The 15,563-nt window shown below is 67.9% G+C and carries 14 protein-coding genes; 13 read left to right on the top strand and 1 reads right to left on the bottom strand.

Annotation, left to right across the window (positions count from 1 at the left end):
• Positions 1–155: 155 nt before the first annotated feature.
• Positions 156–1,043 (top strand): AraC family transcriptional regulator, encoded by an 888-nt coding sequence (locus BMW54_RS07075; protein ID WP_090054151.1) that lies wholly within the window; start codon positions 156–158, stop codon positions 1,041–1,043.
• Between the two features lie 37 nt (positions 1,044–1,080).
• On the top strand, positions 1,081–1,602 hold the full coding sequence (locus BMW54_RS07070) for a 2'-5' RNA ligase family protein (RefSeq protein ID WP_175472799.1): 522 nt from the start codon (positions 1,081–1,083) through the stop codon (positions 1,600–1,602).
• Here BMW54_RS07070 and BMW54_RS07065 read toward each other — a convergent pair.
• The gene (locus tag BMW54_RS07065; RefSeq protein ID WP_090054147.1) at positions 1,599–2,231 is read right to left on the bottom strand and encodes a GIY-YIG nuclease family protein; all 633 of its coding nucleotides are present in this window, start codon (positions 2,229–2,231) and stop codon (positions 1,599–1,601) included. The genes BMW54_RS07070 and BMW54_RS07065 overlap by 4 nt on opposite strands.
• Before the next feature lie 378 nt (positions 2,232–2,609).
• On the opposite strand from BMW54_RS07065, the gene rimP reads away from it, so the two are divergent.
• The 11 genes from rimP to BMW54_RS07010 all read left to right on the top strand — a co-directional run bounded on the left by rimP (position 2,610) and on the right by BMW54_RS07010 (position 15,488).
• Complete coding sequence (gene rimP / locus BMW54_RS07060) at positions 2,610–3,152, top strand: ribosome maturation factor RimP (protein ID WP_090054145.1); 543 nt, start codon at positions 2,610–2,612, stop codon at positions 3,150–3,152.
• A gap of 46 nt (positions 3,153–3,198) precedes the next feature.
• Positions 3,199–4,713, top strand: coding sequence for a transcription termination factor NusA (nusA, locus tag BMW54_RS07055; RefSeq protein WP_090054143.1), 1,515 nt, complete (start codon positions 3,199–3,201; stop codon positions 4,711–4,713).
• 133 nt (positions 4,714–4,846) lie between these two features.
• Complete coding sequence (infB, locus tag BMW54_RS07050) at positions 4,847–7,723, top strand: translation initiation factor IF-2 (protein WP_090054141.1); 2,877 nt, start codon at positions 4,847–4,849, stop codon at positions 7,721–7,723.
• A 171-nt stretch (positions 7,724–7,894) separates the two neighbouring features.
• Positions 7,895–8,266 (top strand): 30S ribosome-binding factor RbfA, encoded by a 372-nt coding sequence (gene rbfA, locus BMW54_RS07045; RefSeq protein WP_090054139.1) that lies wholly within the window; start codon positions 7,895–7,897, stop codon positions 8,264–8,266.
• Between the two features lie 16 nt (positions 8,267–8,282).
• Positions 8,283–9,200, top strand: coding sequence for a tRNA pseudouridine(55) synthase TruB (gene truB / locus BMW54_RS07040; RefSeq protein ID WP_090054136.1), 918 nt, complete (start codon positions 8,283–8,285; stop codon positions 9,198–9,200).
• 143 nt (positions 9,201–9,343) lie between these two features.
• Positions 9,344–9,613, top strand: a complete 270-nt coding sequence (rpsO, locus tag BMW54_RS07035) for a 30S ribosomal protein S15 (RefSeq protein WP_090054134.1) — start codon at positions 9,344–9,346, stop codon at positions 9,611–9,613.
• A 30-nt stretch (positions 9,614–9,643) separates the two neighbouring features.
• Positions 9,644–11,749: a polyribonucleotide nucleotidyltransferase gene (gene pnp / locus BMW54_RS07030; protein WP_090054132.1), complete on the top strand. Its 2,106-nt coding sequence runs from the start codon at positions 9,644–9,646 to the stop codon at positions 11,747–11,749.
• Between the two features lie 254 nt (positions 11,750–12,003).
• A complete protein-coding gene (locus tag BMW54_RS07025; RefSeq protein ID WP_090054129.1) occupies positions 12,004–12,894 on the top strand; it encodes a poly(R)-hydroxyalkanoic acid synthase subunit PhaE in 891 nt (296 codons plus the stop codon).
• Entirely contained in the window at positions 12,891–13,958 is a 1,068-nt protein-coding gene (locus BMW54_RS07020; protein ID WP_090054127.1) for a class III poly(R)-hydroxyalkanoic acid synthase subunit PhaC, read from the top strand. The genes BMW54_RS07025 and BMW54_RS07020 overlap by 4 nt, the downstream gene beginning before the upstream one ends.
• A gap of 106 nt (positions 13,959–14,064) precedes the next feature.
• The gene (mtnA, locus tag BMW54_RS07015) at positions 14,065–15,078 is read left to right on the top strand and encodes an S-methyl-5-thioribose-1-phosphate isomerase (RefSeq protein WP_090055785.1); all 1,014 of its coding nucleotides are present in this window, start codon (positions 14,065–14,067) and stop codon (positions 15,076–15,078) included.
• The gene (locus tag BMW54_RS07010; RefSeq protein ID WP_254779135.1) at positions 15,075–15,488 is read left to right on the top strand and encodes a GtrA family protein; all 414 of its coding nucleotides are present in this window, start codon (positions 15,075–15,077) and stop codon (positions 15,486–15,488) included. Before mtnA ends, BMW54_RS07010 begins: the two co-directional genes overlap by 4 nt.
• Positions 15,489–15,563: the final 75 nt, after the last annotated feature.

Here is a 15,563-nt window from a genome sequence, read left to right as displayed (position 1 = left end):
TCGTGCCACGAGACGCGGACGTCGGCGATGCCCCGGGGTGTCACATCGTCGCGTTGCCGAAAACGCGGTGATATGCCCGGAGGCCGGGTAGGCGACCGGGCCATGTGCGCAAGATCGGTCGTGCGCCATCCCATCGCGCTCGCTACGCTTGTTCCATGACCGATTCCTCGCACCTTCGCTTTCGCCGCGTCCTCGACCACATGGACGTCCATCTCGACGGCGATCTTTCGCTGGAGACGCTCGCGCGTGTCGCGGCATGGTCGCCGTTCCACTTCCACCGGCGGTTCTCGGCGCTGACGGGCATGACCGTGCATCGCTACGTGCAGCTGTCGCGCTTCAAGCGCGCCGCGTGGCAGGCGGCGTTCCGTCCGGACGCGTCGATGACGACGATCGCGCTGGACGCCGGCTATGAAAGTCCGGACGCGTTCACCCGCGCGTTCCGGCAGCGGCTGGGCCAGTCGCCCTCCGCATTCCGCGAGGCACCCGATTGGCGCGTCTGGGCAACGGCCTGGCGCGAACTCGACGAAGTAAGGAGGTTCCACATGCCTGCAGGCCATCGTCTCGACGAGGTTCGGATCGTCGATGTCTCCCCGGTGCGCGTCGCGTGCCTGCCGCACGTCGGCGATCCGGCCCGCATCGGCGAGTCGGTGCGTCGCTTCATCGCGTGGCGTCGCGCCACCGGACTCTCGCCATCCCGGAGTGCGACCTGGAACGTGCTTCACGACGATCCCGAGACCACGCCTCCCGAGCGGTGCCGCCTCGACATCTGCGCGTCGTGCGACGTCGTGGAAGCGAACGATGCCGGTATCGTGGCCGCGACGATCGAAGGGGGACGCTGCGCGGTGCTGCGGCATACCGGTTCCGACGCGTTGCTCGGCGACGCCATCCGTTTCCTTTACGCCGACTGGCTGACCGCGAGCGACGAGGAGCCGCGCGATGCGCCGCTGTTCCTTCAGCGCGTCGCGTTCTTTCCGGATGTGCCGGAGCACGAGGCGGTGACGGATATCTACCTGCCGCTCGGAAGGGCCTCGAGCCCGGCGTAGGGTACCGATGAGTGACGGGGCGCGTTACAGTCGGCCCATGCCCCGGACCTTGCTCGCCTTGCTGGTTCCCGAAGCCGAACCGCTCGTCGGCGACCTCCGCGCGCGGATGGACCCGTCGGCGCGGCGCGGGCTGGGCGCGCACATCACGCTCGTCTATCCGTTCATCGACAGCCCGTCGGTGACGCCAGAGGTCCTCGATCGCCTGCGCGGCGTGACCGCGCGTCACGCCGCTTTTTCGTTCCGCCTCGCCGATGTCGGGACGTTCCCTTCGACGGTCTGGCTCGGGCCCACGCCGGCCGACGCGATCGCGCGTCTCGTGGTCGATCTGGAGGCCTCGTTTCCGGACCGTCCCCGTGCCGGCCCCGTCTTCGATGGCTTCGTGCCGCACCTTTCCGTCGCGCGTAACGTCCGCCGCGATCACGACGCGATCGTGGCGACTTGCCGGGGCCGCCTCCTCGCCAGCGGCGAGGTCGCCTGCCGGGCGCGCGAGGTCCACGTGATGGAGCGCGCCGATGCGGGCTGGCGCGTTTTCGCGGCGGCGCCGCTCTCGGAGGCCTAGTCCGCCGGGAACAGGCGGCGGTGATCGCCGTCGCGGTACCAGCCGGCCACCGCGTCCGGCACCAGCCCGCAGGGATCGATGCCGGCCGCGGCGAACAGGTCGAGCGTGTCGAGCAGCGCCCGCCGCATCCGGACGGCGCCGGGATCGTCCGGCGCGTTGTGCCTCGCCCATTCGAGCGTCTCGTGGAGCCGCAGGGACCAGTCGTGGAGCAGGTCGGCTCGCGCGGCGAGGTGCTGGCGGAGCCAGGGCCGGATGGATTGCAGCGGAAACGCGTCGGTCGCCGCGATCCCGGCGAGCAGCTCGCCGATGGGCTCCGCGGCGCCTCGGAACCACTCGGTATGGCCCGCTGCCGAGTCGGGAACGACCAACGGCGCCATCGCCTGGTGGGTGGCGAAGGTCTCGATCAGCCGCCGTTCCACTCGCCGTGCCTCGGCGACACGCCCGGCGTCGAGCAGCAGGCCCCGGTCCAGGTCGAAGAAGTCGAAGAACCGGCGGTGCAGGGTGCTGAACCGGGTGAAAGGCTCGCGGGAGAACCCCACCTTCAGGAGATCCTCGTCCCGGCAGGGCAACACGTAGACGAAAGCACGGCCACGGGAGGCGAAGCGGGGGTAGGGCGTTTCTTCTTCCATCCCGGCAGTATGGGTGGCGGCGGTCTCATGGAGCGCGTCAGCCGCGGGGGATTTCAGGCTGGCGGCGCCCTGCGGCGCAGCCAGTGGCGACCTTGCAGGGAAGTGCGCTTTTACGATAGAATCAGTGAATCTTAAGCGGTGTTGGTGACGGTTTCGGCCTTTCACCGGTGGGCGCTTCAGGAACTTTCTTTTTACAAGAAAGCCTCCTCGTGAGGCTTTTTTGTTGGGCGCACGGAGGCGTCCTGCGACACGACTGTGAGCGCCGTCAGGGCATCGCGGCGCGCGCGGGAGGAAAGTGTCGGATACATCGGCGAACGAAAGGAATGGGCCGTTCGCGCCCTTTTTTTGTTTCTGGCCACCGGAAAAACCGCAGGTAACGTGGACACCAAAGCACTTTCCCAACGATTCAGCGACATCGTGGCCGAACGCGGCCTCGAGGTTCTGGGCATCGAATTCCTGCCGGTCGACGGCCAGCAGACGCTGCGCGTCTACCTCGACGTCGTCGAGGCCGAGCGCGAGCGCCGCGAAGCGGCGGAGATCCCGCCCGAGGTGAACGTCAACGACTGCGAGGACGCCAGCCGCGAGTTTTCGGCGTTCCTGGACGTTGAAGACCCGATCCCGGGCAACTATGTACTGGAAGTCTCCTCGCCCGGTATCGACCGCCCCCTGTTCACGGCGGAGCAGTTCGCCCGCGTGGCCGGCCAGGAGGTCAAGGTGGTGCTCAAGGCCCCGATCGACGGCCGTCGCCGCCTCAAGGGCAACGTCGTTGAAGTAAACGGCGAGCACATTGTGGTGCAGGGCGAAGCGGGCCGGTTCGAATTCGAGCATGCGGACGTCGAGAGCGCCCGCGTGGTTCCCGACTGGGTGGCACTCGGCTATGCGCCGCAGCCGAAGCCCACGGGCGGAAAGAAATCCAAATAACAGAAACGACGGGGTGCCGCGGGGCATCCTTACGGGAGTAGCGGCAATGAGCAAAGAACTTTTGCTGGTAGTCGACGCGGTCGCCAACGAGAAGGGCGTGCCGCGCGAAGTCATTTTCGAAGCCATGGAAGCGGCGCTGGCCTCGGCCGCCAAGAAGCGCTACCCCGATGAGGATCCGGACATCCGGGTCGAAATCGATCGCAACAGCGGCGATTACGAGACCTTCCGTCGCTGGGAGATCATCGCGGACGACGGCGAGATGGAGGATCCGTCCTTCCAGATCCGTCTGATGGACGCCCAGGACGAGGCCGGTGAGGACGAAGTCGCCGAGGTCGGCGGCTGGATCGAGCACCAGATCGAGAACGCCGAGTTCGGCCGCATCGCCGCGCAGGCCGCGAAGCAGGTGATCGTGCAGCGCGTGCGCGAAGCCGAGCGCCAGCAGGTCGTGGACGCCTTCCGCGACCGCGTCGGCGAACTGGTCACCGGTATCGTCAAGCGCGTCGAGCGCGGCAACGTGTACCTCGACCTCGGCAGCAACGCCGAGGCCTTCATCCCGCGCGACAAGACGATTCCTCGCGAATCGGCGCGCGTCGGCGACCGCGTCCGCGGTTACCTGTACGAAGTGAAGTCGGAAATCCGTGGTCCGCAGCTGTTCGTCTCGCGCAGCGCGCCGGAGTTCATGATCGAACTGTTCAAGCTCGAAGTGCCGGAAGTCGGCCAGGGTCTCGTCGAGATCAAGGGCTGCGCCCGCGATCCGGGCGATCGCGCCAAGATCGCCGTCGTCGCCCACGACAGCCGCACCGATCCCATCGGCGCGTGCATCGGCATGCGCGGTTCGCGCGTGCAGGCGGTGTCGAACGAGCTCAACGGCGAGCGCGTCGACATCATCCTGTGGCACGAGAACCAGGCGCAGTACGTCATCAACGCGATGGCGCCGGCCGAAGTCCAGTCGATCATCATGGACGAGGAAAAGCACTCGATGGACATCGCGGTCGCCGAGGACAAGCTGTCCCAGGCGATCGGCCGCGGCGGCCAGAACGTGCGCCTCGCCAGCAAGCTCACCGGCTGGCAGCTCAACGTGATGACGCAGGACCAGGTCACCGCGAAGTCGGAAGCCGAACAGCAGGCCGCGCTGCAGCTGTTCATGGACCGCCTGGAAGTCGACGAGGAAATCGCCGGCATCCTGGTCTCGGAAGGCTTCTCCTCGGTCGAGGAAATCGCCTATGTCCCGGCCGGCGAACTGCTGGCCGTGGAAGGTTTCGACGAGGACATCGTCGAGGAACTCCGCGCCCGCGCCCGCGACGCGCTGCTCACCGACGCCCTCGCGGTGGAGGAAGGCATCGACGAGAACGGTCCGGCGGCCGAGCTGCTCGAACTGGAAGGCATGGACGAACCCACCGCCTTCGCGCTCGCGGAGCGCAACGTGAAGACGCTCGACGACCTGGGCGACCTCGCCGTCGACGAACTGATCGATATCGAAGGCATGACCGAGGAACGCGCTTCGCAGCTGATCATGGCCGCGCGCGCTCCGATGATCGCCCGACTGGAGAAGGGCGGCTAAGCGCGAATCCGGAAGCGCCCTGGACGGGCGCCTCGAGGGAAGCCGAGAGGTTTCCCGCCAGGGATGGAGGCAGCCGTACGGGTCATCGACGGCACGTATGGTTACGCGCGGGAACGGCGGAGAATAAAGAACGATGTCGGACGTCACTATCAAACAACTGGCACAGGTCCTGGAAATGCCAGTCGAGAAGCTCCTTGGGCAGCTCGACCAGGCCGGGATGAAATTCAACAACGCGGATCAGGTGATCAGCAGCACCGAGAAGGTGAAGCTGCTCGGTTTCCTGCGTCGCACGCATGGCAAGAACGAGCCGGCTCCGGAAGCGGACGACTCGGCGCCGCGCCAGATCACCCTGAAGCGCCGCACGGTCGGCGAGCTGAAGGTGAACTCGGGCTCGGGCCGTGGCGCCGGTCCGGCCAAGACGGTCAACGTCGAGGTCCGCGCCAAGCGCACCTACGTCAAGCGCAGTGCGATCGCGGAAGACGCGTCGCACGATCCGGAACGCGAGGAGGCCACGCGCAAGCTGGCCGAGTCGCAGGCCCAGCGCGAGCACGAAGAGGCCCAGCGCCACGAGGAAGCCGAGCGCCGCCGCGAGGCCGAAGAGGCACGCGTGCAGGCCGAGGCCGAAGCCCGTCGCCAGGAAGAGGCCGCCGCCGAGGCGCGCCGCCAGGCGGAAGCCGCCGCGGCGGAACAGGCCCGTGCTGAACAGGCGCGCGCCGAGGCTTCGTCTGCCGTCGACACCGAGGCGCCGGCGACCCCGGCCGCCACGGCTCCCGCGGCCGGCGACGATGGCGTGGGCCATCAGACGGCCAAGCTCGACACGCGCTCGCTGGGCATGATCCTGCCGCGCATCCACGAGCCGCGTAAGCGCGAGCGCGTGGTCTCCAAGCCTGCGCCGCCCCCGGCTCCCGCGCCGGCACCCGCTCCCGCCCCGGCGGCAGCGGCGCGTCCGGCCGGCCCGTCCGCGGCCCGTCCGGCGCCGACCTCGACGGCCGCGCCGTCGGGCGATCGTGGCGCCGCGCGTCCGAAGCACGGCGGTGGCGGTCCGGGTAACGGCGGTCGTGGCGAGCGCGAGCCGGGCGGCAAGCGTTTCGCCGCCGGCGAGCTGCACCTGTCCGACGCCGATCGCGCGCGTCGCTCCAGCGGCGGCAACCGTCGCGGTGGCGGCAAGGTGCGCGGTCGTGCCGAAGCCCCGCGTGGCGGTTCCGCGCCGACGGGTCCGCACGGCTTCACGCGTCCCACCGCCGCGGTGGTGCGCGACGTCGTGATCGGCGACAACAACCTCGTTGCCGACCTCGCGCAGAAGATGGCCGTGAAGGGCGCCGAGGTGGTCAAGGCGCTGTTCAAGATGGGCGTCATGGCGACCATCAACCAGACGATCGACCACGACACGGCCGCGCTCGTCGTCGAGGAGCTGGGCCACAACCCGGTCCGCGCCACGGACAACGACGCCGAAGCCGCGCTGGCTTCCCACACCCAGAGCGTGGAGCTCGACGGCGAGAAGGTCACGCGTCCGCCGGTCGTCACGATCATGGGTCACGTCGACCACGGCAAGACCTCGCTGCTCGACTACATCCGCCGTACCAAGGTGGCGTCGGGCGAGGCGGGTGGCATCACGCAGCACATCGGCGCGTACCACGTCGAAACCAGCCGTGGCGTCATCACGTTCCTCGATACCCCGGGCCATGCCGCGTTCACGTCGATGCGTGCGCGTGGCGCGCAGTCCACGGACATCGTGGTGCTCGTGGTCGCCGCAGACGACGGCGTCATGCCGCAGACGCAGGAAGCCGTGAAGCACGCGCGCGCCGCCAAGGTGCCGCTGATCGTCGCGCTCAACAAGATGGACAAGTCCGACGCCAACCCGGACAACGTGAAGCAGGGCCTCGCCAACCTGGAAGTCATTCCGGAAGAGTGGGGCGGCGACACGCCGTTCGTGCCGCTCTCGGCGAAGACCGGCGACGGTGTCGACGCGCTGCTCGACGCGATCTCGATCCAGGCCGAGATCATGGAACTCAAGGCGGTGGCCGACGGCCGCGCTTCGGGTGTCGTGATCGAATCGAGCCTCGACCGCGGTCGTGGTCCGGTGGCCACGGTGCTGGTGCAGCAGGGCACGCTGAAGAAGGGCGACTTCGTCGTTTGCGGTGTCGAATACGGCCGCATGCGCGCGCTCGTCGACGAGACCGGCAAGCAGGTCAACGAAGCCGGCCCGTCGATCCCGGTGCAGGTGCTCGGTCTGTCGGGCGTGCCGGAGTCGGGTGACGACTTCGTCGCCGTGAAGGATGAGCGCCTGGCCCGCGAAGTCGCGGCCGAGCGTCAGCTGAAGCGTCGCGAGAACCGGCTGGTGTCGAAGTCCAACCGCCTGGAAGACATCATGGCCCAGATGGGCCAGGGCGAAGGCCAGCAGACCCTCAACATCCTGGTCAAGGCCGATGTGCAGGGTTCGGTGGAAGCGCTGCGCGACTCGCTCACCCAGATCGGCAACGACCTGGTGAAGGTGAACGTGATCTCGTCCGGCGTGGGCGGCATCACGGAGTCGGAAGCGACGCTGGCGGCGGCCTCGAAGGCGCTGATCATCGGCTTCAACGTCCGTGCCGACGCCTCGGCGCGCAAGGTGATCGATACGAACGGCCTCGATGTCCGTTACTTCTCGATCATCTACGACGTCATCGACCAGGTGAAGCAGGCGGCCTCGGGCCTCCTGGGCGTGGAGATCCGCGAAGAGATCATCGGTATCGCGCAGGTTCGCGACGTGTTCCGTTCGTCGAAGTTCGGCGCGGTCGCGGGTTGCATGGTCACCGAAGGCTTCGTCAAGCGCTCCAAGCCGATCCGCGTGCTGCGGGACAACGTCGTGGTGTTCCAGGGCGAGCTGGAATCGCTCCGCCGCTTCAAGGAGCTGGTGGACGAGGTCCGCAACGGCATGGAATGCGGTATTGCCGTGAAGCAGTACAACGACGTGAAGGTCGGCGACCAGATCGAGTGCTTCGAGCGCATCGAAGTGGCCCGCACGTTGTAAGAAAAGCGGAGATGGGGGGTGGGAAGTGGGGGCGCATGGATGCGTCGTGAGCGGTACGGCTAGCGCCGCGTGGCGTATCCGGTTCCCTCAGGCGCACGTACATGCGCCCCCACTTCCCATCTCCCATCTCCTTCTTGGCCTCAGGCCGATGGTTCCCGGAGTGCCCTCCCCATGCCTTCCCGCGATTTCAAGCGCACCGACCGCGTGTCCGCCGAGCTCCGCCGTGAAATCGGCCTGCTCGTCCACGCCGCCGTGCGCGACCACGCGCTGCCCTCGGTCAGCGTGTCCGACGTCGAGGTCACCAAGGATCTCGACTGGGCCACCGTGTGGGTCACCACGCTGATGCCCGAACGGTCCGCCGAGGCCGTCAAGGCCCTGAAAGAGCTCGCCCCCGAATTCCGCCGGACGCTGTCGCGTTCGATGCGCCTGCGTCGCGTGCCCGAGCTGAAGTTCAAGTACGACGAGTCGGTCGACACCGGCGAGCGCATCGAGCGCCTGCTGCGCGAGAACCCCGTGCCGCCGGCGGATGCCGACGAAACCTGATCGCCATCCTTCGCGCATGAATCGCCGCTCGTTCCGCGACATCCACGGCATCCTCCTCCTCGACAAGCCGCTCGGTCTCAGCTCCAACCAGGCGTTGCAGACGGCGCGCCGGCTCGTCGGAGCGGCCAAGGGCGGCCACACCGGCAGCCTCGACCCGCTGGCCACGGGCCTGCTTCCCCTCTGCTTCGGCGAGGCGACCAAGATCGCCGGCTGGCTGCTGGGCTCGCGGAAGGCGTACGAGGCCGAGGTGAAGCTGGGCCAGACGACGACCACGGCCGACCTCGAGGGCGAGGTCGTCGAAACGCGTCCCGTGCCCGAGCTCGACGACGCGGCGATCGACGCCGCGCTGGCGCCGCTGCGCGGCCGCATCGTCCAGGTTCCGCCCGCCTATTCGGCCATCAAGCAGGACGGTGTTCCTCTGTATGTCCGCGCCCGCCGCGGCGAGGCGGTGGACGTCCCCTCCCGCGAGGTCGACGTCTACCGGCTCGACGTGATCGGGCGGACGGGCGACACCGTCCGCCTCCATGTCGAATGTGGTTCGGGCACCTACGTCCGGAGCCTGGCGGTCGATTTCGGCGCGAACCTGGGCTGCGGTGCCCACCTGACCGGCCTGCGCCGGCTCTGGGTCGACCCGTTCCTGGCGCCCGCCATGGTGACGCTCGACCAGCTCCGCGAGGCGGCCGAGGCCGGCCCGGACCCGCTCGACGCCTGCCTGCTGCCCGTCGAGGCGGGGCTGGCGCATATCCCCCGGGTGGATCTCGACCCCGAACAGACGCGCGTGCTCGGTTTCGGCCAGCCCGTGCCGCTGGGCCCGGGTCCGTCGGCGGGGCGTTGCGGCGTCCGCGGCGCCGACGGGCGCCTGATGGCCCTGGGCGAGGTGGGCGGGGACGGTATCCTGCGGGTCCTGCGCGGGTTCAACCTGCCGCCCGTCTGACCGGGCTTGTTGCCGCTACGCGCAGGACGTTACAATTACGTGCTCGTTTAACGGCTTTCATCAAAAGCGAGGCTTGCGCAACTTCATCGGCAGTCGTTGAGGTTGCGCAAGTCTCGCATCCGCTTTTTAAGGAATCGATACACATGTCGCTCACCGTCGAACAGACCAGCCAGATCATCAAGGACTTCGGTCGCAAGGAAAACGACACCGGCTCGACCGAAGTCCAGGTCGCGCTGCTGTCCGCGAACATCACCGCGCTGCAGGATCACTTCCAGGCGCACAAGCAGGACCACCACTCGCGTCGCGGTCTGCTGAAGATGGTCAACAAGCGCAAGACGCTGCTGGCCTACCTCAAGAAGAGCGACCTCGCTCGCTACCAGTCCCTGATCGAACGCCTCGGCCTGCGCCGCTAAACCACCGGAACAGGACGAGGAGACATCGAAGTGGCGAAAGTAACCAAGTCATTCCAGTACGGTAGTCATGAAGTCACACTGGAGACGGGCGAAATCGCCCGGCAGGCCTCCGGTGCCGTCATGGTCAGCATGGGCGGCACGGTCGTCCTGGTGACGGTCGTCGCCGCGCCGAAGGCGCGCGAAGGCCAGGACTTCTTCCCGCTCACGGTCGACTACATGGAGAAGTTCTACTCCGCGGGTCGCATCCCGGGTGGCTTCTTCAAGCGTGAAGGCCGCCCGACCGAGAAGGAGACGCTGACCTCGCGCCTCATCGATCGTCCGCTCCGTCCGCTGTTCCCGGAAGAGTTCCGCAACGAGATCCAGGTCATCGCGCAGGTCGTGTCGCTGAACCCGGAAGTCGACGGTGACATCCCGGCGCTGATCGGCGCCTCGGCCGCCATGACGCTTGCCGGCGTCCCGTTCAAGGGTCCGATCGGCGCCGCCCGCGTCGGTTACGCCAACGGTCAGTACATCCTGAACCCGACCGCCACCCAGCTGAAGACCTCGGACCTCGACCTCGTCGTCGCCGGCACCTCCAGCGCCGTGATGATGGTCGAGTCGGAAGCCAAGCTGCTCAGCGAGGACGTCATGCTCGGCGCGGTGGTCTTCGGCCACCAGCAGATGCAGGCCGCGATCTCCACGATCAACGCGTTCGTCGCCGAAGCCGGCGCGAAGACCTTCAAGTGGGAAGCTCCGGCCCCGAAGACCGCGCTGTACGACGCCGTCAAGGCGGCCGTCGGCACGCGTTTCGCCGAAGCCTTCCAGATCCGCGACAAGCTCGCCCGCCGCGACGTCATCAGCGCGCTGAAGTCGGACGTCAAGACGGCGATCGCCGCCGACGCCGAAGCCAACGGCTGGACCGATGGCGACATCGGCGCCGCCTTCGGCGAAGTGGAATATCGCACGCTGCGCGACGGCGTCCTGTCGACCAAGGTCCGCATCGACGGCCGCCAGCTCGACGACGTCCGCCCGATCTCGGTGCGCGTCGGCGTCCTGCCGCGCACGCACGGCTCGGCGCTGTTCACGCGCGGCGAGACGCAGGCCCTCGTGGTCGCCACCCTTGGCACCACGCGCGACTCGCAGATCATCGACGCGCCGGAAGGCGAGTGGAAGGACACGTTCCTGTTCCACTACAACTTCCCTCCGTTCTCGGTCGGTGAAACCGGTCGTGTCGGCAGCCCGAAGCGTCGCGAGATCGGCCATGGCCGCCTCGCCAAGCGCGGCGTGCAGGCCGTCAAGCCGACGATCGAAGAGTTCCCGTACGTCGTGCGCGTCGTCTCGGAAATCACCGAGTCGAACGGCTCGTCGTCGATGGCCTCGGTCTGCGGTTCGTCGCTGGCCATGATGGACGCGGGCGTTCCGCTGAAGTCGCCGGTCGCCGGTATCGCCATGGGCCTCGTGAAGGAAGGCAACGACTTCGTCGTGCTCTCCGACATCCTGGGTGACGAAGATCACCTCGGCGACATGGACTTCAAGGTGGCCGGTACCGCCGATGGCGTGTCCGCGCTGCAGATGGACATCAAGGTCGACGGCATCACCGAAGAGATCATGCGCACGGCGCTGGCCCAGGCCAAGCGCGGTCGCCTGCACATCCTCGGCGAGATGGCGAAGGTGATCAGCACGGCCCGTTCGGAAATGAGCGAGTTCGCGCCGCGCCTGCTGACGATCAAGATCCACCCGGACAAGATCCGCGAAGTGATCGGCAAGGGTGGCGCGACCATCCGTTCGATCACGGAAGAGACCGGCACCACGATCGACATCACGGACGACGGCAACGTCGTCATCGCCTCGGTCAACCGCGAAGCGGCCGAAGCCGCGCGCAAGCGCATCGAGCAGATCGTTTCGGACGTCGAGCCGGGCCGCATCTACGAGGGCAAGGTCGCCAAGCTGATGGACTTCGGCGCGTTCGTCACGATCATGCCGGGCAAGGACGGCCTCGTTCACGTCTCGCAGATCTCCAGCGAGCGCGTGGAGAAGGTCTCCGACAAGCTGAAGGAAGGCGATATCGTCAAGGTGAAGGTGCTGGAAGTCGACAAGCAGGGCCGCATCCGCCTGTCGATGAAGGCCGTCACTGAAGAAGAAAGCGCCGCGGGCTGATCCATCGCCTGCATCGCGATAAAGAACCCGGCATCGCGAGATGCCGGGTTTTTTTATGCGCTGATGCCCTTCGGGTGGGAGCCGATCGTATCGGCGATCCCGCGGCAGCGGGCCCGACGGTGAGGGTGTCTGCGCCATGGGTGGGAGCCGATCGCATCGGCGATCCCGCGGCAGCGGGCCCGGAGCCGGTGTCGCGCCGCCGCTCGGAAACCGCCGCCTCGGCGCATCGGCCCCCCTCGCGGTACGATGCGCACATGTCCGATAAACCCAACGATTTCATCGATCAGTACCAGGCCTGGGTCCGCGAAGGCGTCGAGGCGTGGTCGCGGCAGTTCGACCCGAAAGCCTCGCCGGCGGAAGCGATGCCGTCCGCCGACATCATGGCCCGGCTCTTCGCCGGCCTCGGCGGCTACGGCGACTGGATGCGTTCCTACGCAGGCGGCGAGGCGCCCTCAGGCCCGTTCGCCGGCATGCCGCCGTTGGGGCAGGGTGGCCCCGGCATGCCACCGTTCGGCTACGGGCCGCCACCTGGCGCCGCCCCGCACGAGCAGCAGCGCTTCGACGAGTGGGCCCGGGTCGCCAACGAAGCCCTGTCGCTGCCAGCCTTCGGCCTGACACGCGAGCAGCAGGAGGAACAGCAGGCCCTGCTGCGCGCCTGGATCGATTACGCGGGCCACTACCAGCGCTACCAGGCCCTTCTGCAGGGCGTTCATGAGCGCGCCAACGCGGCGCTGCGCGAGCAGGGGCCTCCGTCCGACGCCGACTCGATGCGCTCGGTGTACGACCGCTGGGTGAACCTCGCCGAGGAGAGCTACGCCGAGGCGGCGCTCTCCGCCGAGTTCCGCGAGGTCTACGCCGCGCTGGTCAACGCGCAGATGCACCTGAAGATGCTCCAGCAGCGCCAGGTGGAGCGTGCGGCGACGCAGGCAGGCATGCCCACGCGCAAGGAAGTGGACAGCCTCGGCGAGCGCCTGCAGGCCGTGCGTCGCGAGCTCCGGCACATGCAGGGGCTGAAGGCGGAAGTGGAGGCGCTCCGCGCGCAGGTCGCGACGCTCACGGGTGCCAAGGCGTCGAAGGCGGCGAAAAGCGCGAAAGCCACGAAAGCCACGAAAGCCTCCGGCTCGCCGAAGAGCCGCGGCCGATGACCACGCCTCCGTTCCCGTTCGATCCGCAGCGTGCGCAGGCGGAGATGGAGGCGTTCCGGCGCAAGCTGGAGGCCGGCATGGAATCGCTCAAGCGCGTGGGTCCGATCGAGCTCGGCACCACGCCGCGCGAAGCGGTGTACACGGAAGACAAGCTCACGCTCTGGCACTTCAGGGGCGAAAAGCCGCCGACCGCGAAGGCGCCGCTGCTGATCTGCTACGCGCTGGTCAACACGCCGTGGATGGTGGACCTGCAGGAAGACCGATCGATGGTGCGCAACCTGCTCGCGCAGGGGGAAGACGTGTACCTGGTCGACTGGGGGTATCCGGATGGCGCCGATCGCTGGCTCACGCTCGAGGATTACATCGATGGCTACCTCGACCGCTGCGTCGACGTCATCCGCGAACGGCACGACGGCGAAGCGGTGAACCTGCTGGGCATCTGCCAGGGCGGCGTGTTCTCCCTTTGCTACACGGCGCTGCATCCGGACAAGGTGCGCAACCTCGTGACGATGGTGACGCCGGTCGATTTCCACACGCCGGACAACATGCTTTCGCACTGGGCGCGCAACGTCGACATCGACCTTTTCGTCGACACCGTGGGCAACGTGCCCGCCGATGTCATGAACTTCGCATACCTCACGCTGAAGCCCGTGCGCCTGAACCAGCAGAAGTACATCGGCCTCGTCGACATCCTCGACAATCCGAAGGAGCTGGAGAACTTCCTGCGCATGGAGAAGTGGATCTTCGATTCGCCCGACCAGGCGGGTGAAGCGTTCCGCGAATTCGCGCGCGATTTCTTCCAGAAGAACCAGCTCATGAAGGGCGAGGTGCGCATCGGCGGTCGCCGCGTCGACCTGAAACGCATCGAGCAGCCCGTGCTGAACATCTACGCGGAACAGGACCACCTCGTGCCGCCCGCCGCCTCCACGCCGCTCGGCGATCTGGTCGGCAGCGACGATTACACGGCGCTGCCGTTCCAGGGTGGCCACATCGGCATCTACGTGTCCGGCCGCGCGCAGAAACTCGTGCCCCCCGCCATCCACGCGTGGCTGGCGGAGCGCTGAACCGCCCTTGCTGGTCGCCGTTCGCAGGGATGCCTCTCGAAGGATGGGAGCCGATCGCATCGGCGAACCGCCGCGCCAGCGGCGGCCGGCATGCGATAATCGGTCGATGAACGCCCTCGACTCCCACGACTCCATCCGCGCCGTGCAATGGCACGGCGACCGCCTGCGCCTGCTCGACCAGCGCCGTCTCCCGGCCGAGGAAATCTGGTTCGACTGCACCACCGCCGACGACGTCACGCGCGCCATCCGCGACCTCGCGGTGCGCGGCGCGCCGGCGATCGGCATCGCGGCCGCATGGGGCGTCGTGCTGGCCGCGCAGGCGGGTGTCGACCTGCCGACGGCCATGGCGACGCTGCGCGCCGCGCGCCCCACGGCGGTGAACCTGATGTGGGCGCTCGATCGCATGAACGCGCGGGTGCTCCAGGGTGCGGACGCTGCCGCCCTCGGGCGCGAAGCGCAGGCGATCCAGGACGAGGACCTCGCCGCCAATCGCCACATGGGCGAACTCGGCGCGGCGCTCATCGAGCCCGGCTCGCACGTTCTCACGCACTGCAATACCGGCTCGCTCGCCACCGCCGGTTACGGCACCGCACTCGGCGTGATCCGCGCCGGCGTCGCCATGGGACACATCGAGCAGGTCTTCGCCGGCGAGACGCGTCCCTGGCAGCAGGGCGCGCGCCTGACGATGTGGGAACTGGTGCGCGATGGCATCCCAGCGCGCCTCATCGCGGACTCCGCCGCCTCGCACCTGATGAAGGACGGCAAGGTGAAGTGGGTGATCGTGGGCGCCGACCGCATCGCGGCCAACGGCGACACCGCGAACAAGATCGGCACCTACCAGCTCGCGATCGCCGCGCGCCATCACGGCGTGAAGTTCATGGTCGTCGCGCCGTCGACCACCGTGGACATGGCGACGGCCGACGGTGCCGACATCGAGATCGAGCTGCGCGACGCGACGGAGCTGCTCTCAGTCGGCGGCACGCGCACGGTGATCGAAGGCGCCGAGGCCTGGAACCCCGTGTTCGACGTGACGCCGGCGGAGCTGATCGACGCGATCGTGACCGAGCGTGGCGTGATCCTGAAGCCCGACGAAGAACAGATGCGGATCATGTTCCCGTGATCCACCTGCGCCGCGAGGTCGCGCTTTTCGCGATCGGCGGCGTGCTCGGCCTCTGCGTGGACGCCGGCATCGCGCAGGCGCTGGTGGGGCTGGCGGGATGGAACGTGTACACGGCGCGCGTCGTTTCGTTCCTCAGCGCGGCGACCGTCACCTGGTGGTGGAACCGCACGCACACCTTCGCGCACCGCGATTCGGGGCGTGGCAGACACGCCGAGTGGCTGCACTGGATGGGCCTGATGGCGCTCGGCGCGGTGGTCAACAACGGCGTCTACGTGCTCGCGTTCAGGGCGTTCCCGGGGCTGCACGCGTGGCCCGCCGTGGCCGTCGCCGCCGGTTCCGCGGCCGGCTCGATCGCCAATTTCGCGCTCGCCCGCGCGGTGCTTTTCAGGGCGCCCAAAAGCTCGTCGTAAACCGCTGATTTTACGGCCTTTTTAGCTGTCATTTCCACACGCGTTGTGCTACCATCGACGGGTTGAGTCGGTGGT

Source organism: Luteibacter sp. 329MFSha, from assembly GCF_900111665.1.
Taxonomy (GTDB): Bacteria; Pseudomonadota; Gammaproteobacteria; order Xanthomonadales; family Rhodanobacteraceae; genus Luteibacter.
The sequence above is the reverse complement of the archived record's forward strand: the minus strand, read 5'-3'. Positions and strand labels throughout refer to the sequence as shown.